The 24,975-nt window shown below is 35.3% G+C and carries 23 protein-coding genes, 1 other RNA gene and 1 other annotated feature; of the genes, 19 read left to right on the top strand and 5 right to left on the bottom strand.

What is annotated here, in order from left to right; all coding sequences use genetic code 11:
- Positions 1–9 precede the first annotated feature (9 nt).
- The 5 genes from ruvB to yajC are packed head-to-tail and all read left to right on the top strand — an operon-like array spanning position 10 to position 3,710.
- Positions 10–1,011 carry a Holliday junction branch migration DNA helicase RuvB gene (ruvB, locus tag HP569_RS07105; RefSeq protein WP_182200478.1) on the top strand — a complete coding sequence of 334 codons (1,002 nt, stop codon included), beginning with the start codon at positions 10–12 and terminating at the stop codon, positions 1,009–1,011.
- Entirely contained in the window at positions 1,008–1,208 is a 201-nt protein-coding gene (locus HP569_RS07110) for a DUF2905 domain-containing protein (RefSeq protein ID WP_182200479.1), read from the top strand. Before ruvB ends, HP569_RS07110 begins: the two co-directional genes overlap by 4 nt.
- Positions 1,209–1,221: 13 nt before the next feature.
- Positions 1,222–2,250 carry a tRNA preQ1(34) S-adenosylmethionine ribosyltransferase-isomerase QueA gene (queA, locus tag HP569_RS07115; protein ID WP_182200480.1) on the top strand — a complete coding sequence of 343 codons (1,029 nt, stop codon included), beginning with the start codon at positions 1,222–1,224 and terminating at the stop codon, positions 2,248–2,250.
- A gap of 29 nt (positions 2,251–2,279) precedes the next feature.
- A complete protein-coding gene (tgt, locus tag HP569_RS07120) occupies positions 2,280–3,419 on the top strand; it encodes a tRNA guanosine(34) transglycosylase Tgt (RefSeq protein WP_182200568.1) in 1,140 nt (379 codons plus the stop codon).
- Between the two features lie 18 nt (positions 3,420–3,437).
- Complete coding sequence (yajC, locus tag HP569_RS07125; protein ID WP_182200481.1) at positions 3,438–3,710, top strand: preprotein translocase subunit YajC; 273 nt, start codon at positions 3,438–3,440, stop codon at positions 3,708–3,710.
- Positions 3,711–3,968: 258 nt separating this feature from the next.
- Here the strand turns inward: yajC and HP569_RS07130 are convergent, their stop codons facing one another.
- Complete coding sequence (locus HP569_RS07130; protein WP_182200482.1) at positions 3,969–4,343, bottom strand: TIGR04086 family membrane protein; 375 nt, start codon at positions 4,341–4,343, stop codon at positions 3,969–3,971.
- 145 nt (positions 4,344–4,488) lie between these two features.
- Between HP569_RS07130 and HP569_RS07135 the strand changes: the two genes are divergently transcribed.
- Complete coding sequence (locus tag HP569_RS07135; protein WP_182200483.1) at positions 4,489–5,787, top strand: ArsB/NhaD family transporter; 1,299 nt, start codon at positions 4,489–4,491, stop codon at positions 5,785–5,787.
- A gap of 70 nt (positions 5,788–5,857) precedes the next feature.
- Entirely contained in the window at positions 5,858–6,514 is a 657-nt protein-coding gene (locus tag HP569_RS07140; protein ID WP_182200484.1) for a DUF421 domain-containing protein, read from the top strand.
- On the opposite strand, the gene spoVB is transcribed toward HP569_RS07140, so the two are convergent.
- Positions 6,511–8,064, bottom strand: coding sequence for a stage V sporulation protein B (spoVB, locus tag HP569_RS07145; protein WP_182200485.1), 1,554 nt, complete (start codon positions 8,062–8,064; stop codon positions 6,511–6,513). The two genes, HP569_RS07140 and spoVB, sit on opposite strands and share 4 nt — an antisense overlap.
- 119 nt (positions 8,065–8,183) lie before the next feature.
- Between spoVB and HP569_RS07150 the strand changes: the two genes are divergently transcribed.
- The 7 genes from HP569_RS07150 (at position 8,184) to dtd (ending at position 17,150) form a co-directional block, all read left to right on the top strand.
- On the top strand, positions 8,184–8,483 hold the full coding sequence (locus tag HP569_RS07150) for a post-transcriptional regulator (protein WP_246366973.1): 300 nt from the start codon (positions 8,184–8,186) through the stop codon (positions 8,481–8,483).
- A 117-nt stretch (positions 8,484–8,600) separates the two neighbouring features.
- Positions 8,601–10,856, top strand: coding sequence for a protein translocase subunit SecDF (secDF, locus tag HP569_RS07155; protein ID WP_182200486.1), 2,256 nt, complete (start codon positions 8,601–8,603; stop codon positions 10,854–10,856).
- A gap of 145 nt (positions 10,857–11,001) precedes the next feature.
- Positions 11,002–11,331 carry a LapA family protein gene (locus HP569_RS07160; protein ID WP_182200487.1) on the top strand — a complete coding sequence of 110 codons (330 nt, stop codon included), beginning with the start codon at positions 11,002–11,004 and terminating at the stop codon, positions 11,329–11,331.
- Positions 11,332–11,410: 79 nt separating this feature from the next.
- Positions 11,411–13,765: a single-stranded-DNA-specific exonuclease RecJ gene (recJ, locus tag HP569_RS07165; RefSeq protein ID WP_182200488.1), complete on the top strand. Its 2,355-nt coding sequence runs from the start codon at positions 11,411–11,413 to the stop codon at positions 13,763–13,765.
- On the top strand, positions 13,755–14,267 hold the full coding sequence (locus tag HP569_RS07170) for an adenine phosphoribosyltransferase (protein WP_182200489.1): 513 nt from the start codon (positions 13,755–13,757) through the stop codon (positions 14,265–14,267). Before recJ ends, HP569_RS07170 begins: the two co-directional genes overlap by 11 nt.
- Before the next feature lie 214 nt (positions 14,268–14,481).
- Positions 14,482–16,683 (top strand): RelA/SpoT family protein, encoded by a 2,202-nt coding sequence (locus HP569_RS07175; protein ID WP_182200490.1) that lies wholly within the window; start codon positions 14,482–14,484, stop codon positions 16,681–16,683.
- 20 nt (positions 16,684–16,703) lie between these two features.
- On the top strand, positions 16,704–17,150 hold the full coding sequence (gene dtd / locus HP569_RS07180) for a D-aminoacyl-tRNA deacylase (protein ID WP_182200491.1): 447 nt from the start codon (positions 16,704–16,706) through the stop codon (positions 17,148–17,150).
- A 48-nt stretch (positions 17,151–17,198) separates the two neighbouring features.
- Here dtd and HP569_RS07185 read toward each other — a convergent pair whose 3' ends face one another.
- On the bottom strand, positions 17,199–18,110 hold the full coding sequence (locus tag HP569_RS07185; protein WP_182200492.1) for an N-acetylmuramoyl-L-alanine amidase family protein: 912 nt from the start codon (positions 18,108–18,110) through the stop codon (positions 17,199–17,201).
- A 104-nt stretch (positions 18,111–18,214) separates the two neighbouring features.
- Between HP569_RS07185 and HP569_RS07190 the strand changes: the two genes are divergently transcribed.
- The 4 genes from HP569_RS07190 to ssrS all read left to right on the top strand — a co-directional run bounded on the left by HP569_RS07190 (position 18,215) and on the right by ssrS (position 22,087).
- The gene (locus HP569_RS07190; protein ID WP_182200493.1) at positions 18,215–18,388 is read left to right on the top strand and encodes a hypothetical protein; all 174 of its coding nucleotides are present in this window, start codon (positions 18,215–18,217) and stop codon (positions 18,386–18,388) included.
- Positions 18,389–18,440: 52 nt separating this feature from the next.
- Positions 18,441–18,673: a binding site (T-box leader), on the top strand.
- A gap of 94 nt (positions 18,674–18,767) precedes the next feature.
- Entirely contained in the window at positions 18,768–20,048 is a 1,281-nt protein-coding gene (gene hisS / locus HP569_RS07195) for a histidine--tRNA ligase (protein ID WP_246366975.1), read from the top strand.
- Entirely contained in the window at positions 20,049–21,833 is a 1,785-nt protein-coding gene (aspS, locus tag HP569_RS07200; RefSeq protein WP_182200494.1) for an aspartate--tRNA ligase, read from the top strand.
- A gap of 75 nt (positions 21,834–21,908) precedes the next feature.
- Positions 21,909–22,087, top strand: a non-coding RNA gene (gene ssrS, locus HP569_RS07205) — 6S RNA.
- Between the two features lie 98 nt (positions 22,088–22,185).
- Here the strand turns inward: ssrS and HP569_RS07210 are convergent.
- Together HP569_RS07210 and HP569_RS07215 are read right to left on the bottom strand one after the other, a co-directional pair.
- Positions 22,186–22,857 (bottom strand): RsfA family transcriptional regulator, encoded by a 672-nt coding sequence (locus HP569_RS07210; protein WP_182200495.1) that lies wholly within the window; start codon positions 22,855–22,857, stop codon positions 22,186–22,188.
- 118 nt (positions 22,858–22,975) lie between these two features.
- Positions 22,976–24,238, bottom strand: coding sequence for a replication-associated recombination protein A (locus tag HP569_RS07215; protein WP_182200496.1), 1,263 nt, complete (start codon positions 24,236–24,238; stop codon positions 22,976–22,978).
- A gap of 278 nt (positions 24,239–24,516) precedes the next feature.
- On the opposite strand from HP569_RS07215, the gene cymR reads away from it, so the two are divergent.
- A complete protein-coding gene (gene cymR, locus HP569_RS07220; RefSeq protein ID WP_182200497.1) occupies positions 24,517–24,942 on the top strand; it encodes a cysteine metabolism transcriptional regulator CymR in 426 nt (141 codons plus the stop codon).
- Positions 24,943–24,975 lie beyond the last annotated feature (33 nt).

Below are 24,975 nucleotides of genomic sequence, written 5' to 3' on the forward strand. Positions count from 1 at the left end.
GTGATTTTAATGGAAGAACGTATGGTATCTAATGAATATCAAGCGGATGATGCATCAATTGAGCTTAGTTTGCGCCCCAGTACACTTGCACAATATATTGGTCAAGATAAAGCAAAAGAGAATTTATCCATCTTTATTGAGGCAGCAAGATTACGTAATGAGGCGTTAGACCATGTGTTATTGTATGGTCCTCCAGGGTTGGGAAAAACAACAATGGCGTCGATTATCGCTAATGAAATGGGAGTGGAATTTCGGACAACATCTGGTCCAGCAATTGAAAAAGCAGGAGATCTTGCAGCAATCCTGTCTTCACTTGAAGTAGGTGATGTTTTATTTATTGATGAAATTCATCGCTTGCCAAGATCGGTAGAAGAAATACTGTATCCGGCAATGGAGGATTTTTGTCTTGATATTGTTATTGGAACAGGTCCAAGTGCTAGGTCAGTTCGACTTGATCTTCCGCCTTTTACTTTAGTTGGAGCAACAACAAGAGCTGGATTATTAACGGCCCCGTTACGAGATCGTTTTGGTGTATTGAGTCGTTTGGAATTTTATACAACGGAAGATTTGTGCGATATTGTTGAACGCACAGCAACGATATTTGATGTCACAATTGCAAAGGAAGCAGCCATCGAAATCGCAAGAAGATCAAGAGGTACCCCTCGAATAGCAAACCGCTTGCTTAAACGTGTAAGGGATATTTCCCAAGTTCGTGGAGAAACAGAAATTAGTTTGGATACTACTAAAACGGCATTACAAATGCTTCAAGTAGACCAATCTGGTTTAGACCATATTGATCATAAAATACTTCAATCCATTATGGATGCTTTTCAAGGGGGGCCTGTCGGGTTAGACACGCTTGCTTCCACAATTGGAGAGGAATCACAAACGATTGAGGATGTTTACGAGCCATTTTTACTACAACAAGGATTTATCCAACGCACGCCAAGAGGACGTGTTGTTACTGCAAAAGCTTACCAGCATTTCAATCGGGAGGTGCCTAGCACTTGACCGATTTCGGTAAAATGCTTATTGTAATAGGGGTTATACTAATAGTAATTGGTTTACTATCTGGTATTGTTGGTAAATTACCTGGAGACATTAGTTTTAAAAAAGGAAATGTGTCATTCTATTTTCCGATTATGACTTCCATTTTAGTAAGTATCGTTTTATCTATTATTTTTATTATTATTAGTAAGTTTCGTTAGATAGGAGTAAACAATGAACATAAATGATTTTGATTTTGATTTACCTGAGCACTTAATCGCACAAACACCACTTAAAGATCGTACGTCATCTAAATTATTAATAATGAATAGAGAAGAACAAGCTATCTCACATCATAGATTTAGTGACATCATAGATTATATTCAACCAGGTGACTGTCTCGTCCTTAACGATACAAAAGTATTGCCTGCACGGCTATATGGTTCAAAAAAAGAAACGGGTGCAAAAATTGAAGTACTTCTGCTTCATCAGCAAGAAGGGGATGAATGGGAAGTACTAGTGAAACCTGCTAAAAAAATAAAGGCAGGGTCTGAAATTACTTTTGGTGATGGGAAATTAACTGCAATTTGTACAGAAGAAAAAGAGCATGGAGGTAGAATGCTCCAATTTAGTTACAACGGTATTTTTTTAGAAGTGTTGAATGAACTTGGTGAAATGCCTCTTCCTCCATATATTAAAGAACAGCTACCAGATCAAGAGCGCTATCAGACTGTTTATGCACGAGAAGAAGGATCCGCAGCTGCTCCTACAGCAGGCTTGCATTTCACTCAGGAATTATTAACTCAATTAAAAGCTAAAGGCGTAAAGATTGCTTTTTTAACTTTACACGTGGGATTAGGAACGTTTCGCCCTGTTAGTGTCGATACAATTGAGTCGCATGATATGCATGCTGAATTTTATCAAATGGCACAAGAAACAGCTGATATGATAAATGAAGTGAAACAAAGCGGTGGGAAAGTTATTTCTGTTGGTACAACATCGACACGTACTTTAGAAACTATTGCGAGGGATAACGACGGGAAGCTTGTAGCTGCTAGTGGTTGGACAGATATTTTTATTTATCCACCGTATCAATTTCGGGCAGTAGATGGATTAATCACTAACTTCCATTTACCAAAATCAACATTAGTAATGTTAGTTAGTGCATTTGCAACAAGAGATTTCGTTATGGAAGCCTATCATGAAGCAATCAAACAGGATTATCGTTTCTTTAGTTTCGGTGATGCAATGCTTATTCTATAATCTTGAATGTAAAAAGAGAGGAACAAACAATGGAAGCTATTCGTTATGAATTAATTAAAACATGTAAACAAACAGGCGCAAGACTTGGAAAGGTGCATACACCACATGGTTCATTTGAAACTCCAATGTTCATGCCTGTGGGTACATTAGCTACAGTGAAAACAATGAGCCCAGAAGAATTAGAAGAAATGGGTGCTAAAATTATATTATCTAACACCTATCACTTATGGTTACGTCCGGGAGAGGATATAATAAAAGAAGCAGGTGGATTGCATAAATTCATGAATTGGGATGGTGCAATATTAACTGATTCTGGAGGGTTTCAAGTTTTTAGTTTGAGTGATTTGCGTGAAATTGAAGAAAAAGGTGTTCATTTCCGTAATCATATTAGTGGTGAGAAGTTATTTTTATCACCTGAAAAAGCAATGAATATCCAGAATGCACTTGGTTCGGATATTATGATGGCATTTGATGAATGCCCACCATATCCAGCAGAACATAAGTACATGAAAGACTCTGTTGAACGAACAAGTAGGTGGGCGGAGCGCTGTTTACAAGCGCACGAAAGACCAAGTGACCAAGGGTTATTTGGGATTGTGCAAGGTGGGGAGTATGAAGATTTAAGACGTTTAAGTGCAAGCGATCTAACATCTATGGATTTCCCTGGTTATGCCATTGGTGGACTTTCAGTTGGAGAACCCAAAGATGTCATGAATCGTGTTCTTGAATTTACAACACCTTTATTGCCGAATAACAAGCCGCGTTATTTAATGGGGGTAGGTTCACCGGATTCATTGATTGATGGTGCGATACGCGGAGTGGATATGTTTGACTGTGTACTTCCAACTCGAATTGCAAGAAATGGTACGTGCATGACTTCAAATGGACGTCTGGTGGTTCGTAATGCAAAATATGCGCGCGATTTCTCACCAATTGATCCAAATTGTAATTGTCATACGTGTAGAAATTACTCGCGGGCATACATTCGTCATCTAGTAAAATCAAATGAAACATTCGGATTAAGATTAACTACTTATCATAATCTATATTTTCTGTTAGAATTAATGGGGCAAGTACGCAAAGCGATAAAAGAAGATCGTCTTGGCGATTTCAGAGAAGAATTCTTTGAACAATATGGTTTTAACAAGCCTAATGCTAAAAACTTTTAATGAAAGGAGGCGAAAAGTTTGCAAGCAATCGCAGGTTTACTACCATTTATACTAATGTTTGTGATTTTTTATTTTCTTTTGATTCGTCCACAACAAAAACGTCAAAAGCAAGTAAAACAAATGCAAGATAGTTTACAAAAAGGTGATAAAATTATTACCATTGGCGGAATGCACGGTACAGTGCACGCTATTGATGAAAACGCAATTGTGATTGATGTACATGAAGGCACAAAGCTTACATATGATCGATCAGCTATTAGAGAAGTTGTCTCAAAAAATGAACAAGAATAGTTTATGATTAAGAGATAACAAAAACGAGCACCCCTACAGGTTAGATGAACCATTCTAAACTTGTAGGGGTGTTTTTATAATGGATTGGAAATTAGTTAGCTCGGATAATTTAATATCAACTACGCTTAGTTGTATTTTTCCCTAACTTGCTACCTGAAAAAATCGTATCTGTTGTCTATCGACCCCAAATTGTCATGAAACAGTTTAATTGTGCTCAAAAGTGTTACAATTCGAACTATTGCTCGAATTTATCATATCTTAACTATTTTTTCTCTTAATATTTACACCAATCACACCACCGATTATACCTGCTAATAAGAATCCTCCGTGATAGAGTAATTGTATCCAAGAGAAAGATTGTTGCAAGCCAAGGTATTGATATAAGAATACAAATAGGCTAAAACCTAAACTAGTTAATAAACCAACAAGCCAACCTTTCTCCCCAGTTTTAAGTCCTGCAAAAATACCGCCGCTTAAAAATGCAATGATACTAATTACGGTTGTAGTTTGTGAGAGTGTTGATGCTCCCAAGCTAGTGAAGCGAAGTAATAAAGATAAAATAATACTTGCTACAATCATTAGTGTTAAAATTGTTAGCCATCCGTACAATAAACCGTTTAACTGTTTCTTCATGCATATTCCCCTTTCTTGCTTGTCCTTTAATAAAGAATATGCAAAACCAGGTTAATTAGAATAAAATACTTTTAAATTAATACATATATGGATAGAGCAGTTGATTTTAAATCTTCTTAAAACCTAAAAGAGGAGCGGATTTCATTTGGGGCCCATCATTGCGATATCAATATTCATTGTTTGTTATGCTTTTATTATTTCAGAAAAAATAAATCAAGCTCTAATTGCACTTTTAGGTGGGATATTGCTCTTACTAACAAAAATTTATACGTTAGAAGACGCATTTACAAATTATATTGACTGGGAAACTATTGCACTATTGTTCTCTATGATGGTACTTGTATCCATTACTAAAAAGACGGGAATTTTTTCATTCATAGCAATCTATTTTGCACAAAAGGTAAAAGGAGAACCGACCGCATTACTAGTTGGAACAGCACTGTTAACAGCAATTGGATCAGCGTTACTAGATAATGTTACGACTGTATTATTATTTGTTCCGATTATGTTTACAATTATTAGAATTCTTCATCTTCCATCATTCCCCTATATATTAATTATTATTTTTAGTTCGAATATTGGCGGGACGGCTACACTTATTGGTGATCCCCCAAATATTATGATTGGACAAGCTGTCGAACATCTTAGTTTTATATCGTTTGTAAATCATTTAGGACCTGTTGTACTTATTATATTTACCTGCATGATAACTTTCTTTTCTTTTAATTTTCGTAAGCAATTAAAAAGAAAGCCAGAAGCAGTGAAAGAGCTGTTACAAATGAATCCGTCTGCTTATGTAAAAAAAACACCGATGGTTTACCAATCGATTATTGTTTTATGCCTAACAATTTCAGGCTTCTTATTACATCCATTCCTTCATATTGACATAACAACTGTTGCGGTTAGCGGAGCGATTTTACTCATGTTGTTAACCGAGAAAGAACTATCAACAGAAAAGGTATTTCAAGAAGTAGAATGGATTACATTATTTTTCTTTATCGGACTTTTTATGCTTGTAGGAGGTTTAGAAGAGGTTGGTGCAATTGATGAATTGGCACGTTATATTATTTGGATAACGTCAGGTGATTTGCCCCTTACTGCAATTTTACTTTTATGGATTTCTGGCTTAGTTTCACAAATAATTAATAATATTCCGTTTGTTGCCGCAATGATTCCAGTTATTCAAGAATTTCAAACCTATGGAATGGCAAATGTTGACCCGTTATGGTGGTCTTTGGCATTAGGCGCATGTTTGGGTGGCAATGGAACATTAATTGGTGCCTCGGCAAATGTAGTTGTTGCTGGAATGGCTGAGGCGGAAGATGAAGGAATTGGCTTTATGCAGTTTTTAAAGTATGGCATTCCTTTAGTAGTATTTTCATTAATCGTGTCTAGTGCATACGTTTATGTACGTTATTTGATTCCTTTTTTACAAAAATTTTAAATCATATTAGAAACTTAGAGGATATTAAAAAAAGAAAGGGTGAAGCTAGGTAAAGAGGGGTGAACATAACATGGACATTGAAATAGGAAAAATAATTTTCAGAACAATTTTTACGTATAGTATGATTGTTCTTGTTTTTCGTTTAATGGGAAAAAGAGAAATAGGCGAATTAAGTCTTTTAGATATTGTCGTTTTCATAATGGTGGCTGAAATAGGTGCATTTACTATTGAAGAACCGAAACGGCAATTAATTGAAGCGATCATACCAGTAACTATTTTACTTCTTATTCAACGATTGATTGCTTATACTTCTTTAAAAAGCAAAAAATTTAGAGATTGGTTTGAAGGAAAACCCTCTGTAATTATTTCGTATGGAAAAATAGATGAATATGAGATGAAAAAACAGCGTTATAATTTAAATGACTTAATGCAGCAATTAAGGGAGAATGGAACAAGAAGTATTGAAGACGTTGCTTTTGCCATTTTGGAGCCTTCGGGAAAATTGTCTATTTTTGAGCAAGATGAAGGTGGAAGTGAGGGAGATGTTTATCCTTTAGTAATGGATGGAGAGATTCAAGAGCTAAGCTTGAAAAAGATAAACAAGTCAGAAGCCTGGTTAATAAAACAACTAAACACAAAAGGATATCCATCCGTAGCCGAGATATCCTTTTGTTCGATAAACGCAGAGGGAGATTGGTATATTGATCTAAAAAACGAACGCCGCTAATCAATTAACTTCTGAATGAAAGGGATTTGACGTAATTCATCTTTTGTTATAAATCGCAAAAGGAAAAGGAAAAAAATATACATTATGAAAATTATACTAAGTAAGCTAAGAAATGCTTGTAAGCTAGATGAGTAGGACGGTATAATATGCTTTAACACATAGCTTACAAACCAAGTCGTTACAACTAACAAAATCATTCTCAATATATCTAGAGAAGGAATGCGAAATTTAGCAACTTTATACAATGTAGCTAAATGCAAAAAGGTTCCTAATACAAACCCAGTTGTAACTGAAATAGCTGCTCCCATAATGCCATAGGTGGGATTCGTTGTTAGTGTAATTAATAGAATAAATTTAACCGTTGTACTAATTATATTATTCCACATGGCGGGTTTCGCATAGTCTAATGCTTGGAGAGCTGCATTCAACGGGAATTGAATATATAACAATAGAAAGAAAGGTGCCATAAGGATCAAAAATCGACTGGCACTACTTGTTCCATACATGTACATTAAGATGGGCTCAGCAAACATGGTCAAAATAACAGTGGCAATCGCTCCAGAAGCAAAGGAAATACGTATTGCTTGATGTATACGATAATGAACTAAGTTATGTTGTTTTTTTGCTTCAGCCTCACTAATATTCGGTATTAATGCAATAGCTAGTGAATGCGTAATGAATGTAGGCAAGAACAGTAGTGGAATCGCATAACCAGTTAATGCACCGTATTGTTTAGTCGCGACTGCTGTTTGAATTCCTGCAATCGCTAGGCTTTGAGAAACGAGAATAGGCTCTAAAAAATTTGAAACAGAACCAACAAGTCTACTGCCGGTACTCGGTAATGCAATAGAAAGTAAAGATTTTAATGTATCCTTACCTGACGATAAATAAGAGAAGAATCGATGGTGTAATGTGATTCTTTTATGAAAACGAAACATTCTAAGCATAAAGAGCAATGAAATTAATTCGCCTATAATGACAGAGATCATTGCACCACACGCTGCGAATTCAATCCCATACGGAAGCAAAAGTTTGACAAAAAAAGCAACACAAGATATTCTAACAATCTGTTCAATGACTTGTGCATAGCTTTGTGGTTTCATATTTTGTCTACCTTGAAAATAACCACGAATAACAGAAGCAATCGCACTAATTGGAACCATTGGAGTAATTGCAAGCAATGGGTATAGTGTTCGTTCATCTGTTAAGAAATGCTTTGCAATTAAAGGTGCACTTACAATCATTCCGATCGTAAACACAATACTCAACGTCCCAGTAATTGCTAGAGAGATGATTAATATTTTTTTTATTTGTCGTGTATTATTATTAGCTTCTGCTTCCGCAACTCGCTTAGAAATAGCAATCGGTAATCCGAATTGTGATAAAGTATAAATTAAGAATAAAGTGGGAAGGGCCATGTTATATAGTCCGATTCCTTCTTCGCCCATTAATCGTGCGACAACAATTCGATTGATAAAACCTAATAATCTTGTAATTAATCCAGCTAAAACTAGAATAAGTGTACCTTTTACAAATGATTGCTTTGTCATTATTGCCAATCCTACCTTCTCAAAGAAATAAAATTCCTATACAATGATGTATATGCACATAAGTTGGTCAAGCATGACAAGCAACTATAATTTACATAATATAAGGGAGAGCGATTGTATTGGCTATAACTAGAAAAGTAGACGATTGGCGCGCGTTTTTATCCGTTGTGTTAGAGAGTAAGACAGAAGAATTTAAGTTAATGGGTTATAAAGATACTACAGATGATATAGTGTGGCAATGTTTAAAACAAAAAGTGTGGAAAGGTAACCCAGAGAAACGTTTATATCAAGTTGTTGAGGATATTTTACATTTAAATACGAATAAATACATGAGCTTTTTGACTGTTGAATCTTATAAACAAGATGATTTAATGGCGTCCATTGCAGCACTCACTGAAAACGAAGGACAAGATGACTGAATTTCTAATTGACATTAGCACTTATTGGTAGCATAATACGTTTGAAACTAAAAAAACGGAATAGGAAAAGACTTGCTTGATTTTAAAAAGTAATCAAGCAGAGGAGGCGTAATACATATGGTGAAACGAGGCAGAATAATTGCCTTTTTTCTAATTGTACTAACACTTATTGGGACAATTGGAACGACAATAACTGGAATTACAAAAGACATGAAGCTTGGTTTAGATCTTCAAGGTGGAGTAGAAATATTGTATGAGGTCGAACCACTGAATAAAGAGCAAGAGATAAATATAGAAGTACTTGAGGCTACGGTTGAATCGCTGAGACAACGTGTAGACGTTCTTGGGGTTAGTGAACCTAATTTCAATATAGAAGAGCCTAACCGGATAAGAGTACAGCTAGCAGGTATTGAAAATGAAGATGAGGCAAGAGAACTTTTATCTACTTCTGCAAGGTTATCCTTTAGAGATGTCGAAAATAAGGAATATTTAGATGGGTCAGATATTGTAGAGGGAAGCGCAAGGCAGGATTTTGATCCTCAAACGAATCAACCCATTGTAACAGTAGAGTTTAAGAGTACATCAGCCTTTGGTGATGCTACACGCGAAATTATGAATGATCCTAATTTGGATAATCGCATTGTCATCTGGATGGATTACCAAGAAGGAGACTCATTTGAAGCAGAGGCATCAAAAGCAGATCCGAAGTATATTTCAGCACCTGGATTTAAAGAGGTTTTAAACAATAAAAATATAATGATTTCAGGTAATTTCACTGTTGAATCAGCAAAACAGCTAGCAGATATATTAAACGCTGGCTCTTTACCAGTAAACTTGGTGGAGAAATATACGACATCTGTCGGTGCTCAGTTTGGGCTTCAAGCAATGGATAAAACAATCTTTGCTGGAATGCTTGGTGTAGCATTTATATTCTTATTTATGATTGCATATTACCGCTTTCCAGGGTTTATTGCGGTTATATCATTAAGTTTATATATCTACCTTGTTTTACTTGTATTTGAACTTATGAACGGTGTACTGACATTACCGGGTATAGCAGCATTGATACTAGGTGTCGGTATGGCTGTTGATGCAAATATTATAACTTATGAACGAATGAAGGAAGAGTTAAAAGAAGGTAAATCAATCATGGCAGCCTTTAAAGCGGGGAATAGTAATTCATTATCAACTATTTTCGATGCAAATATAACCACATTAATCGCTGCTACAGTTCTATTTATATTTGGTACAAGCTCTGTAAAAGGGTTTGCGACATTATTAATAGTGAGTGTTATGTTAAGTTTTGTTACCGCAGTGTTTGGTGCGAGATTCTTCTTAAGCCTATGGGTGAAGAGTAGATACTTAAACAAACGCCCAGGTTGGTTTGGTGTAAAGCAATCAGAAATTAAAGATATTGCTGATTCAACCGAAATTGAACCGACTGTTTTCGGAAAACAATTTGATTTTGTGAAGCATCGAAAAAAATTCTTCTTAACATCAGGTGTATTAGTGGTAGCAGGCATAGCCTTCTTGAGTATATTTGGTTTGAACTTAGGAATAGACTTTACTCAGGGTTCACGTGTTGAAATAAATGCAGGGAATACAGTATCAGTAGAGGAAATAGAAAGTCATTTTGAAGAATTAACGTTAGAACCAGATAAAATTTCGCTTTCAGGAAATGATAATGAAATTGCTGTTGCTCGTTTTGATTCACAATTAGAAAAAGAAACAGTTGCAACAATTAAATCGCATTTTAATGATGCTTATGGCTCTGATCCTAATGTTAGTACTGTATCACCTGTAGTAGGGAAAGAGCTAGCTAAAAATGCAATGTTAGCTGTGCTATATGCATCAATTGGGATTATCATTTATGTAACGATAAGGTTTGAGTTTTATTTTGCTTTAACAGCAATTATTGCTTTATTACATGATGCGTTCTTTATTCTAGCTTTATTTAGTATTACTCAGCTGGAATTTGATATTACAATTATTGCCGCGATATTGACCATTGTGGGTTATTCGATTAATGATACGATTGTTACATTTGATCGAATTAGAGAAAACTTGAAGAAAAAGCAACGTGTTCGCTCTTTTGATGAGTTAGCTGCGATTGTAAATAAGAGTTTAATGCAAACATTGGGCAGAAGTATAAACACAGTATTAACTGTAATCGTTGCTGCGGTTATGTTGTATATCTTTGGTGCGGTATCTATTACCAATTTCTCTTTTGCATTAGTCGTTGGTTTGATCGCCGGAACATACTCTTCTCTATTTATCGCTGCACAATTATGGTTGGTTTGGAGAGGAAGAAATATCAAAGAAAAACCTATCGTTTATATTAAAAAGAAAAAAACTGACGGACCAGTAGTATAATAAAAGTTATATTATAGCTTTTGAAACAAAAAACAAACTCTCCTTAATTTGGTTTAAGGAGAGTTTTTCTGTGGAATAAATAAGCAAAAGAATAAAAAAATTTGCCGAACAAGCTAATATTAATTTGTGTTAAGGGGTGATTTTATTGAGAGGTCAAACATATATTATTTCTGCATTGGTTTTTGCACTCATTGTAGCTATTTTTGCTGTTATTAATGGTGATGCAGTAACCGTTAATTACTTATTTGGTACAGGGCAAGTACCTCTAATTCTTGTTATTCTTATATCGACGCTTTTAGGTGGATTAATCACAGGAGCATTCGGTTTGTTTCGTTTGTTAAAGCTACAACGAACGCTTCGTGTACTACAAAAAGAAAATGAAACATTAAAGGGAAACGCAATAGATGAATTAAGTGAGGATACATCGGTTAAGGATCAAACAAAGCCAGGCGAAGACAATTTGACACAAGATTGATTTAAATCGTAAAAAAGATAATAATTTATTTGAACCCCCTGACTGACTGCTGTATAATGAGTTGGTCAGGGGTGAATTTATGTTACAAAGCAAGGCAAATTGGAATTTTAAAAATGATGACATGAAAGCATTGACTAATAACGCCTTTCATGGATTAGGGTTACCCCCTTTAATTGAACATTTATTAATGAAGCGTGGTGTAGAAACGAAAGAAGATGCGATATCTTTTTTAGAACCAAACCTCGACCATTTATATGATCCATCACGATTAACTGATATTGATAGAGTGAGAGAACGTATTAATCAAGCGATTGATAATGGTGAAAGTATACTTGTTTTTGGAGATTATGATGCAGATGGTGTAACTGCTACTGCTGTTTTAATAGAAGCATTACGAGAATTAGGAGCTATGTGTGATTATTATATACCAAACCGATTCACAGAAGGATATGGTCCTAATGAACAAGCATTTCGTGAGGCACATAAACAAGGGTTTCAGTTAATTATAACTGTTGATACAGGTATTGCAGCTTTTGGTCCTGCTCAATTAGCTAAAGAATTAGGTATAGATTTGATTATAACCGATCACCATGAAGTTCAATCGGAATTACCAGAAGCTTATGCAATTATACATCCAAAAACATCTTCAGATTATCCTTTTAAGGAACTGGCTGGTGTGGGTGTTGCATTTAAATTAGCACATTATTTACTTGGTTATTTTCCAAAGCAATTTTTAGATTTAGTTGTAATTGGGACTATTGCAGATCTTGTTCCACTAGTAAATGAAAATCGTATTCTAGCTTTCCATGGTCTAAAAGCGATTAGCCAATCAAAACGTCCTGGTATCATCTCGTTAAAAAACATAGCTGGGATAACAAACGCCGTATCTGAAGAAGATATTGGTTTTTTAATTGGACCTAGAATCAATGCGGTTGGTAGGCTGCAGAGTGCTTACCCTGCCTTAGAGCTACTTTTATCTGAGGATGTAGAACAAGCTGAATCTATCGCAAAAGAAATCAACGAAATAAATCAAGAAAGACAAAAGATTGTAGGGAATATTACAGAAGAAGCGATTGGACATGTAGAAGAAAATATAGAAGCGAACAAACGGGTAATTGTTGTTGCTAAGGAAGGTTGGAATGAAGGAGTGCTAGGTATCGTCGCATCTAAACTCGTTCGTTTATATCAACGCCCGGCAATCGTTCTAACACTTCAACCTGATAAACAAAGAGCAAAAGGATCAGCACGTAGTATACCTGCTTTTGATCTGTTTGCAAATGGGATGGAAATAAAAGATTTGTTCCAGCAATTTGGTGGTCATTCTCAAGCAGCAGGTATGACTTTATCAATTGATTCTATTGCTCAAGTTAGGGATGAATTCAATCAGTTAGCTGAGCAAAAGTTGTCAGATGATGATTATAAAGAAAAGCTTGAAGTAGAAAAACAAATAGAATTGGATAACATTGATATTAAATTAGTCCAAACGTTAGACAAATTAGCCCCTTTTGGTATGGGCAATCCAAAGCCATTGTTTTATATAAAAGGTAAGCCGACCGAGTTACGCCAGATAGGTAGCAAACAAAATCACTTAAAAGCTATCTTTCAAGGTGAGAATGAACGAGTACAAGCTATAGGTTTTGGTATGGGTGAACTTTATCAACAAGTTAGTCCGCAAGCAGAAATGGAAGTTGTTGGTTTTCTGCAAATAAACGAATGGAATGGTAAAAAGAACACCCAAATCATGATGAAAGATATCGCTGTATCGGAATGGCAACTATTTGATTTTAGAGGATCAAAACTATGGGAAAAACAAGTTGCTAATTATGATCCGGAATCTACAGCAATTGTTACATTCCAAGCTGCTAATCATTCTTTCACTCTTCCATATAAACACTATCAATTAGATCAATTAAGAGAAGATGATGTGCATGATGGACTTAAAGAATATAAGACCATTATAATTGCTGATCTTCCAAGTGAACGTGAGGACATCCAATGGTTAATCCAATCGGTTTCTCCAGAAAACGTAGTTGTCAGTTATCATGTTTCGGATAATCAGCTATCACAGGCTTTTCCTAATCGAAATGATTTTAAATGGTTTTATGGTATGCTACTTAAACGAGGAGAATTTACGGTTTCAACTGATGTCCCTTTGTTGATTAAACATAAAGGTTGGAAAAAAGACAAAATTGAATTCATTATTAAGGTGTTTTCTGAATTAGAATTTGTTAAAATAAATGATGGGGTTCTAAGACCGATAGAACAACCATCAAAACGTGATTTAACTGAGTCTCAACTATATCAAAAAATGATAGAGCAAGCTGAAATTGAGAAGATAATGTATTATTCTACTTACCAAGAATTAAAAGATTGGTTAACAAGTCAAATGGAGCAACAAGGCTCGATTAAGGAGGAAATGATTTATGGATTATAAATCGTATATTACAGTAGTGGAAGATTGGCCAAAAGAAGGAGTTCAGTTTAAAGATATTACCACATTGATGGATAATGGAAAAGCATATAAATCAGCTGTAAATGAAATAGTAAAATATGCAGAAGAAAAGGAAATAGATCTTGTAGTAGGACCAGAGGCGCGCGGGTTTATCGTTGGTTGCCCTGTCTCATACGCACTAGAGGTAGGTTTTGCTCCTGTTCGAAAAGAAGGAAAGTTACCACGTGAAGTAATAAAAGTTGATTATGGTTTAGAATATGGAACGAACGTTTTAACTATTCATAAAGATGCTATTAAACCAGGACAACGTGTATTAATAACAGATGATTTATTAGCAACTGGTGGTACGATCGAAGCTACAATTAAATTAGTGGAAGAATTAGGTGGTATAGTTATTGGATGTGCCTTCTTAATTGAGCTTACATATTTAAACGGTCGTGATAAATTGGAAGGTTATGATATTCTTACATTGATGGAGTATTAAGTATAATTAGATAGAAAGGAGTGCCTTTTAGAAAAGGTACTCCTTATTTTACAATTATTACGCAAGAAATGTAGTAAAATGTTTAAAAGAATAGACTTAATTGATGGGAAAGCATTGTATCATTGTCAAAAATCTTTTATTATACTATGTAAAGTTATTATTATATATTAATTTTTCTAAATGAACTGACGGTAAAAAGGACAAAGGTGATAAAATGTCGAAGGATAATATTCTAACAGCTGAAGACGTAATTAAACAGGCATCTCAGTATCTTTCAAAAGAAGATACTGATTTTATTAGACATGCATATGAATATGCCGAAAAGTCGCATGCAAATCAATTTAGAAAATCGGGAGAACCGTATATTATTCATCCGATTCAAGTTGCAGGCATACTAGTTCATTTAGAATTAGATCCAGAAACAATTGCTGGTGGATTTTTGCATGACGTGGTAGAAGATACTGACACTACCGTAGCTATGATTGAGGAATCTTTTAATAGCGAAGTAGCCATGCTAGTAGATGGTGTGACAAAGCTTGGGAAGATTAAATACAAGTCAAAAGAAGAACAGCAAGCCGAAAATCATCGCAAAATGTTTATTGCTATGGCTAAGGATATAAGGGTTATCTTAATAAAATTAGCAGACCGCTTACACAATATGCGAACATTAAAACATTTACCTGCAGAAAAACAACGTCGCATCTCAAATGAAACATTAGAAATTTTTGCCCCGCTTGCGCATCGATTAGGTATATCTGCTGTGAAATGGGAATTAGAAGACACAGCTTTGCGCTACCTTAATCCTCAACAATATTATCGTATTGTTAATTTAATGAAACAAAAAAGACAAGAACGTGAGCATTATATCGAAGAAGTGATGAAGGAAGTTCAAAGTCAGCTGGAAGAAGTAAATATTCATGCTGATTTCTCTGGACGTCCCAAACACTTATATAGTATCTATCGTAAAATGGTTTTGCAAAACAAGCAGTTTAATGAAATTTATGACTTATTAGCGGTTCGAATTATTGTCGATAGTATTAAAGATTGTTATGCAGTATTGGGAATTATTCATACATGCTGGAAACCGATGCCCGGACGATTTAAAGATTATATCGCGATGCCTAAAGCTAATTTATATCAATCTCTCCACACAACCGTAATTGGACCAAAAGGCGCCCCGTTAGAAGTGCAAATTAGAACAAAAGAGATGCATGATATTGCCGAATACGGTATTGCAGCTCACTGGGCATATAAAGAAGGGCAAAAGCTAGAACAAGGAAAAGCGAATTCAGAAGAAAAGCTTGCTTGGTTCCGGGAGATCATAGAATGGCAGAATGAAACAAACGATGCTGAAGAGTTTATGGAATCATTAAAAGTTGATTTATTCTCAGATATGGTTTACGTTTTCACACCGAAAGGCGATGTAATTGAGTTGCCCGCCGGGTCTGTTCCTATTGATTTCGCTTATAAAATTCATACAGAAATCGGTAATCAAACGATTGGGGCAAAAATTAACGGTAAAATGGAACCATTAGATTATCAATTGAAAAACGGGGATATCGTCGAAGTAATGACATCAAAGCATTCCTATGGTCCTTCACGAGATTGGATCAAGATTACGCAAACATCTCAAGCAAAAAATAAAATTAAACAATTTTTCAAAAAGCAACAACGTGATGAAAACGTGGTTAAAGGTAAAGAAGCAATTGAAAAAGAAATTAAACAGCTTGGGTTTGAATCGAAAGAAGCAATGACTAATGAAGACTTGACTCGTGTAGCTAACCGATTTAATTTTGTTAGTATTGACGACATGTTTGCTGCCGTTGGTTATCAAGGGATTACAGCGTCACAAATTGCTACGCGATTAACTGAAAAACTAAGAAAAGAAGAAAAGAATCAAATTTTAGAACGAACGATTGAAGATGCACAAAAACAAACAGTTAAACCTAAATCCACCAAAAAGAAAGATACTGGAGTAAAAGTAGAAGGTATTGATAATCTGTTAGTGCGTTTAGCCAAATGTTGTAATCCCGTTCCTGGTGATGCTATTGTAGGCTATATTACGAAGGGACGCGGTGTATCCGTTCATCGTGAAGATTGCCCAAACATGCAAACAGAACAAGTAGATCATCGTTTACTAAATGTAGAATGGGAAGATACAGGTGCACAGTCGAAGCAATATCATGTTGATCTTGAGATATCAGGATATGATCGACGTGGCTTATTAAATGATGTACTACAAACAGTGAATGAAATGCGTACAAACATAATCGCTGTAAGTGGTAGGTCCGATCGAAATAAAATGGCCGTCGTGAACCTTACGATATTAATCCATAATATTGATCATCTTCGAAAGATAGTTGAACGATTAAAGCAAATCAAAGACGTATATACAGTAGAAAGAGTGGTTCAGTAGTATAAAGGGGTTTTTAATAAATGAAAGCAGTTATTCAACGTGTATCACATGCTAGTGTACGTGTAGACCAAGAAACAGTTGGGAAAATAGATGAAGGTATCTTAGTGCTATTAGGTGTAGCTGACGATGATACTGAGGCTGATGCAGATTATTTAGTAAATAAAGTTGTTCATTTAAGAATTTTTGAAGATGAAAATGAAAAAATGAATTTATCCTTACTTGATAAAAAGGGAGGGCTATTGTCTGTATCCCAATTTACACTGTACGGAGATACTCGCAAAGGGAGACGCCCTAACTTCATGCGTGCCGCACGCCCGGGGATTGCACAACAACACTATCAATACTTTAACGAACAAGTTAAGCAAGCAGGAATAACTGTAGAGACAGGTGTTTTTGGAGCGATGATGGAAGTGGATAGTGTGAATGACGGTCCAGTTACTTTAATTATCGATAGTAAAGAAAAATAGTTAGTGGGCGTATGATCCCCTCTAACTATTTTTTTATTTTATCCATGATCAATTTGAACTGTGGAAAAAATATCGCTGCAATCCTGCTATAATTCCTCTACTAAGTTTTTGTTGGTAAGTATTCGTTTGTATTCGTTCTTCTTCAGACGCATTGGAGATGAAACCGAGTTCTAATAATAGCGAAGGAGTATGATTTGTACGTAATACTTGAAAATCACCAAATTGTGCAGCTCGGTCATCACTTCCTGTCGATTCAATCAAACCTTCATGAACATATGTTGCTAATAATTTGTCTTTATCATCATAATAATATGTTCCAATACCATTTGCACTAGGATATTGTGGTGTACTATTGTAATGAATACTCAGAAATACATCTGCTTCTTTAAAATTCGCATAACTTGATCTAGGTGTTAGTGAAATAAACCGATCATCAGATCTAGTCAAATGGACAATTGCCCCTAGCTGTTCTAAATAGTTCTTTATATTGTGTGCAGTTTCAAGTGTATAATCCTTCTCGTATAAATCACTTCTACCTGTTGCCCCAATATCTCTACCACCATGGCCAGCATCTATCACAATTACTTTTTGTTTTAAATTTGTTGTGAGAATTTCACTTTCAGCCTTATCTGTTAAGACAATTTCTTCGCTTTCAGAAGTGTTTTTTTCGTTTTGTTCTGAATTTTGATTATTTCGTTTTTCTATTTCTATAAACTCTTTTGCAACCCAACCTGTTCCATTAGAATATTCTATTTCAATCCACTCTTGTTTCTCGTCTATGTATGTGTAAGTTTCACCCTCATTTACCTCACCAATTACCTCATAGTCTAATCCAGGACCATTCCTAACACGTAAATCATTTGCTTTTATATTTACGTTTGCTGCATAGACAATGTTAGAAAAGGACACAATAAAAATAGTAAAGACGAGGAACCATATCCACTTGATCGGTTGTTTCATTTGTTATTCCTCCAGTTAAAATGTAAATATTTCTCTTCTAATCATAATAATCAACTAATTATAAGTCAAAAAAATATAAAATTAAAGGATGATAAGGTGATCACATGCGTAAATCAAACAAAATGAATATTTCTCAACAACATGACTCTGTTTTTGGAATTGATTTTCATCAATTTCTAACGTTAGAAGCAGATCGGAACAATTTAGAAATAGCAGAAGAATTAGGGATCTCATTGAAAGATGTTCACAAACTAAAAGAAAAGCTAAAACAATCTTGACAATTCAGGAACCAAACAGTATTATTATAAACAATTCTAATTTCTTATTTAACCAAAACCAATGAGGGAAATAGTAATTTAGATAGGTGAGGAAAGAGAGAGAAACCCATCGGCTGAAAGGTTTCTTGCTTAACGTCTAAATGAAGGACATTCCGTAGGTGTTGTATTGAAAAGTAGATTGAGTAAATACAACCGTAATAACAGGCGTTAACTGTTAAAGTGGGAATACGGCTAATAAATGTATTTCAACTAGGGTGGCAACACGGGTTAGCTCTCGTCCCTTTTTTAGGGACGGGAGTTTATTTATGTTTATTTGAATTGGCAGAAAAATCTAATTTTTTTATGATAGATTGTTTTTTAATGAAGGAGGAACTATAAATTGATTAATTTACCGCGTGGAACACAAGACTTGTTACCGGAACAAACACAGAAATGGCAGTATGTTGAAGAGCAGTTTAAAGCACTATGCCATACATATAACTATAAAGAAATTCGGACACCAATTTTTGAGCATACAGAGTTATTTCAAAGAGGTGTCGGGGATACAACAGACATTGTACAAAAAGAAATGTACACCTTTAAGGACCGAGGGGATCGAAGCTTGACTCTTCGTCCAGAAGGAACTGCATCTGTAGTAAGAGCTTTTGTTCAACACAAAATGTTTGGCAATCCAACCCAACCAACCAAACTGTTTTATATTGGGCCAATGTTTAGATATGAACGTCCACAGCAAGGAAGAATGAGACAGTTTGTTCAGTTTGGAGTAGAAGCGCTAGGAAGTGCGGATCCAGCAATAGATGCTGAAGTAATGGCTTTAGCGATGAATTTATATCAGACATTGGGGCTTAAATCGTTGAAGCTAGTTGTAAACAGTCTAGGTGATAATGAAAGTAGAGCAAATCATAGAGAAGCATTAGTTAATCACTTCGAGCCTCATGCACATGAATTATGTAGTGATTGTCAACTTCGCTTACAAAAAAATCCGCTACGTATATTGGATTGTAAAAAAGACAAGGATCACCCAAGTATGAAGACCGCACCATCTATTTTAGACCACTTAAACAACTACTCAAAAACATACTTTGAGCAAGTAAAAGCTTATTTGGACCAAATGGGGATTGAGTATGTAGTAGATCAAAACTTGGTTCGAGGTTTGGATTATTACAACCATACAGCTTTTGAAATTATGAGTAATGCAGAAGGTTTTGGTTCGATTACCACACTATCTGGTGGTGGACGCTTTAATGGATTAGTAGAAGACTTAGGTGGACCTGAAACACCAGGAATTGGTTTTGCTTTGAGTGTTGAACGTTTATTGATGGCATTGGAAGCAGAATCTGTTATATTACCTATTGATGAAGCGTTGGATTGTTATTTTGTTGCCTTGGGTGAAAAAGCCGAGAAAAAAGCGGTTGAACTAGTATATACGCTAAGAAATGCTGGTATTCAAGTGGACAAGGATTATCAAGGGAAAAAATTCAAAGCGCAGTTTAAAGCTGCTGACAGATTAAAAGCCAAGTATGTCGTGATATTAGGGGACGAGGAATTGGAAAATAATGTGGTGAATGTGAAAGAAATGTCCACTGGAAAACAAGAACAAGTAAAAATAGATGAAATTGATTCTACATTGAAGCGTTTCGTTCAAGGAGGTATTAGTTAAATGCAGCAAACAAGACAATTAGCTGGTGAAATTAGAAAATCTGATGTTGGTAAAAAAATATGTTTAAAAGGATGGGTGCAGAAAAGACGTGATTTGGGTGGATTGATTTTCATTGATTTACGTGATCGTTCTGGCATTGTACAGATTGTTTTTAATCCGACATTTTCAGAGTCTGCTTTAACAATTGCTGAATCCGTAAGAAGTGAATATGTGATTGAAGTAAATGGAGAAGTGGTGGAACGTAGTGTAGATACAGTGAATGATAAAATGACTACAGGACAGGTTGAGGTAGTGGTATCTGAAATTACAGTTTTAAATGAAGCGAAGAATCCACCTTTCTCTATTTATGAGGACAAAGATATCGCAGAGGAATTACGCTTGAAATATAGATATTTAGATTTACGAAGACAATCTATGCAACAAACATTCCTTTTAAGACATCAAATGACACAAGTGATTCGTCAATTTTTAAATGAGGAAGCATACTTAGAGATGGAAACACCGATGTTAACCAAAAGTACACCAGAAGGGGCGCGTGATTATTTAGTTCCTAGTCGTGTTCATCCGGGACACTTCTACGCATTACCACAGTCACCGCAATTATTTAAGCAGTTGATCATGGTAGGTGGATTTGAAAGATATTATCAATTCGCACGTTGTTTCCGTGATGAAGACTTACGCGCTGATCGTCAGCCAGAGTTTACACAGGTTGATATCGAAACATCCTTCATGTCGAGTGATGAGATAATGGCAATGACAGAGCGAATGATGAAAAAGATGATGCTCGAGGTGAAAAACACAGAGATTACATTACCATTCCCACGATTGAGTTATGATGAAGCGATGGCTCGCTATGGTTCTGATAAACCAGATACAAGGTTTGATATGGAGCTCATCGATGTATCAGGTGTAGTGAAAGATTCAGGATTTAAGGTATTTAACAGTACAGTACATTCAGGTGGAAAAGTAAATGCGATTAATGTTAAAGGACATGCATCCTCTTATTCACGTAAAGATATAGATAAATTAACTGAGTTTGTAAATGTTTATGGTGCAAAAGGGTTAGCTTGGTTAAAAGTAGAAAGTGAAGGATTAAAAGGACCAATTGCTAAATTCTTCTCAGAAGAAGAGCAATTATCAATTATTAAAACATTACAGGCAGAAGAAAACGACTTATTACTATTCGTTGCTGATAAACAATCTGTCGTGTATGATAGCTTAGGCGCATTACGATTGAAGTTAGGTAAAGAATTAAATCTAATTGACGAAAACCAGTTTAATTTCTTATGGGTTACAGATTGGCCATTGCTTGAATATGATGAAGATGCAGGAAGATATTTCGCAGCACACCATCCATTCACAATGCCTGCCAATGAAGATTTAGAGAAGCTTAGTACAAATCCTGAACAAGTGAAAGCACAAGCATATGATTTAGTTTTAAATGGCTTTGAGCTCGGTGGAGGTTCATTGAGAATTCACAAAAAAGAGATTCAGGACAAAATGTTTGAAGTATTAGGATTTTCAAAAGAGGAAGCGGATCAGCAGTTCTCATTCTTACTAGAAGCTTTACAATATGGTACACCACCTCATGGAGGTATTGCACTTGGTTTTGACCGTTTAGTCATGTTATTAGCAGGAAAATCTAACTTGCGTGATACCATTCTGTTTCCAAAAACAGCTTCAGCAACGGATCCATTAACAGAAGCTCCGGGTAATGTAAGTGTTGAACAATTGAATGAATTAAGCCTTTCTGTACAGTATAAAAATACAGAAGACGAAGAATAGAAACGCTTACAATTTAACTTGAATTTAATTTATTTTTATGCTAAGATACAAATATAAGTTAATACAAAGTAATGCACATTCCTGATGTGTTCGTTGAATTATTAATGTTTTGACCGAACATTTATAATATTGGGAGCTTGACGTTTTTATGTTGCGTACACGCCTATTGTTGGACGTATAATGCATAAAACAAAGCACCCACCTGCGAAGAGCGGGCCAAAACTTTTAAGTAAGACGGCACGATCGGGATTGCATTACTATACATAAAAAAACGTACCCTTTAAGGTACGTTTTTTGTCTGTTTAAAATTTATTTATTAGAGAGCCATTAAAGAGTGGAGGTTCAATTTTTGTTATCTAGCTACTTGTTCAAGGTTTCCGTTCTTCTCCATACGAAATTTAGGGATAGTAGCATCCTCTTGATCTTGAAATACAACCATTTTTCGAGCTCTGTCCATAATTTGTAGGAAAGCTTGATAATCTGTTTGTACCGTTTCTAATTGTTTTTCCAAATGCTTTATCTCTTTTTGTAACTTCTCGTTTTCATTGTGTAAATGATCACGTTCTTGCTCTGCTTTTTGTAGACTGTTTCTAGAAAGCATTGAATCTTGCATTTCTTTTTGGAGCGTTTTTAAATATTGAATAACTTGATTTAAGTTCAATTCTTGTGCTTCGTTGGATATTTCGTTTGATACGTGAGAATGAGCACTAAATGTCTTTTCATTTTCTTGCTCTAACAAACCATTATCTAAATGAAAGGAACGATTTAATTGATTCTGCTGTTTAGCAATACTTCTTTTCTTCTCTTTTCGCTGTCTTTTTGCAATAGAGACTGCTTGTTCATAACGTTGTCTAATTTCGGCATTCCAACGAAAACCACAAGCTGCTGAAGTTCGATTTAATTTATCACCAACCTCTTCAAACGCGTTTAACTGTGTACTGCCTTCACGTATATGCCTGAGTACTGTTTCAGCAAGTAATAGATCATCCTCGTGTGACCAGGCGTCTTGTCTTACCTTTGCCAATTGTTTCACTCCTTAACTCTTTTCTATCTAGTAACTTCTAATATAAAGCTAGTTACTGGACTAGAACTTATATTGTTTTTTACTAGTATGTTCAGAAATGATTGGCAATATACAAAACTTAATTTAAATTGTCATAGATTTGTTTAAAAGCACGTTCTACCTTACTTGTTTCTTTTGGTTGATAGTACTTCTTATTTTTAAGATTATCAGGTAAGTATTGTTGTTTCACCCAACCACTTTCAAATTGATGAGGATATTGGTAATCAACTCCTCTTCCTAATTGCTTAGCTCCTTGATAGTGCGCGTCTTTAAGGTGTGCTGGGATGTCCCCGAAATCTCCTTGACGTATATCAGATAAGGCTTGATCGAGTGCTGTGTAAGCTGAATTAGATTTTGGTGATAAACACAGTTCTACAATTGCGACAGATAAAGGAATGCGCGCTTCTGGGAATCCTAAACGTTCGGCTGCCTCCACTGCTGCTAGGGCTCGAGGTCCTGCTTGTGGATTTGCAATACCGATATCTTCATAAGCACAAACAACCAGTCTACGAGCGATACTTTCTAAGTCTCCGGCTTCAATCAATCTACTTAAATAGTGAAGTGCAGCATTGACATCACTACCACGGATTGATTTTTGGAATGCTGATAGTACATCATAGTGAGCATCACCATTTTTATCGTGTGAAAAACTCTTCTTTTGCATGCATGCTTCGGCTACTTCAAGTGTAATCTGAATAATTCCCTGTTCATCTTTGGGAGTGGAATATGCAGCGAGCTCAAGACCATTTAGAGCAGCGCGCAAATCTCCATTAGCAGCATGAGCGAAATGGGAATAAGCATTAGCGGTAATATTTAACAAAATGTTACCTAATCCATTCTCTTTATCCATTGCAGCTCGTTCTATTGCCACTTTTACATCGCTTGGTTGAAGTCTTTCTAATTCGAATAAATGTACACGACTTCTTATCGCAGGGTTGATTGAATGAAATGGATTGCTTGTTGTACATCCAATTAAAGTAATTAAATTGCTTTCTACATGTGGTAATAAAAAGTCTTGTTTTGCTTTGTCTAATCGATGAACTTCATCTAATACGACGACAAGCTGTCCAAACATTTTTGCTTCTTCTACAACTATTTCCATGTCCTTCTTTTTATCTACCACCGCATTTAATAATTTATATTTTATGTTTAGACTTTTGGCAAGGGCTATTGCCATTGATGTTTTACCTGTTCCTGGTGGTCCGAATAAAATCATAGAAGACAACCGATTTGCCTCGATCATTCTTCTAATCATTTTACCTTCATTTACAAGATGGTGTTGACCAATAATATCGTTAATATGAGCAGGCCTCATTCGATAAGCTAAAGGGTTGTTTACCACGATATATGCACTCCTTCGATCTATCATTGACTTGACTTATAATTGATAAATAGCTAAAATATAAATTTGTTTTTAAGCATTCTATTTAGTTATTTTCTCTAGCGTACTGATAACCTTTTGAAAATGCAAGAATAATACGATTCATGCTATAATAAAAGATAGTGTATTTCATACTATTTTAAACGGTTATCATATATTGCTTGTTTTGAAAAAACGATATTTAAATAAATAGTATTAAACGATTTTTAACAGGAAAGTGTTAATAGAGGAGTGTTATGGTGAAAATATCTACAAAGGGTCGTTATGGACTAACTATTATGATCGAATTAGCCAAACGTGTTGGAGAAGGGCCTATTTCCTTAAAAACAATCGCTAATGAAAAAGAGCTATCTGAACATTATTTAGAACAATTAGTACCTCCTTTGCGAAATGCTTGTTTAGTGAAGAGTGTTCGCGGGGCGTATGGTGGCTATATGTTAGCTAAAGATGCTAAAGATATTACTGCTGGAGATATCATCAGAATCTTAGAAGGACCAATTACACCTGTAGAGGGAATTGAAGATGAAGAGCCTGCAAAGCAAGCGTTATGGATAAGAGTACGTGATGCAGTGAAAAATGTATTAGATACGACGACATTGGATGATTTGTCTAAGTTTGATGAAGAAGATCAACAAGGTCAAGATCCGTACATGTTCTATATTTAAATGAAAATAACTAGTCAGTTTACAATAGAAAGA

The organism is Paraliobacillus salinarum (genome assembly GCF_014083865.1).
In the GTDB taxonomy this organism is placed as follows: Bacteria; Bacillota; Bacilli; order Bacillales; family Amphibacillaceae; genus Paraliobacillus; species Paraliobacillus salinarum.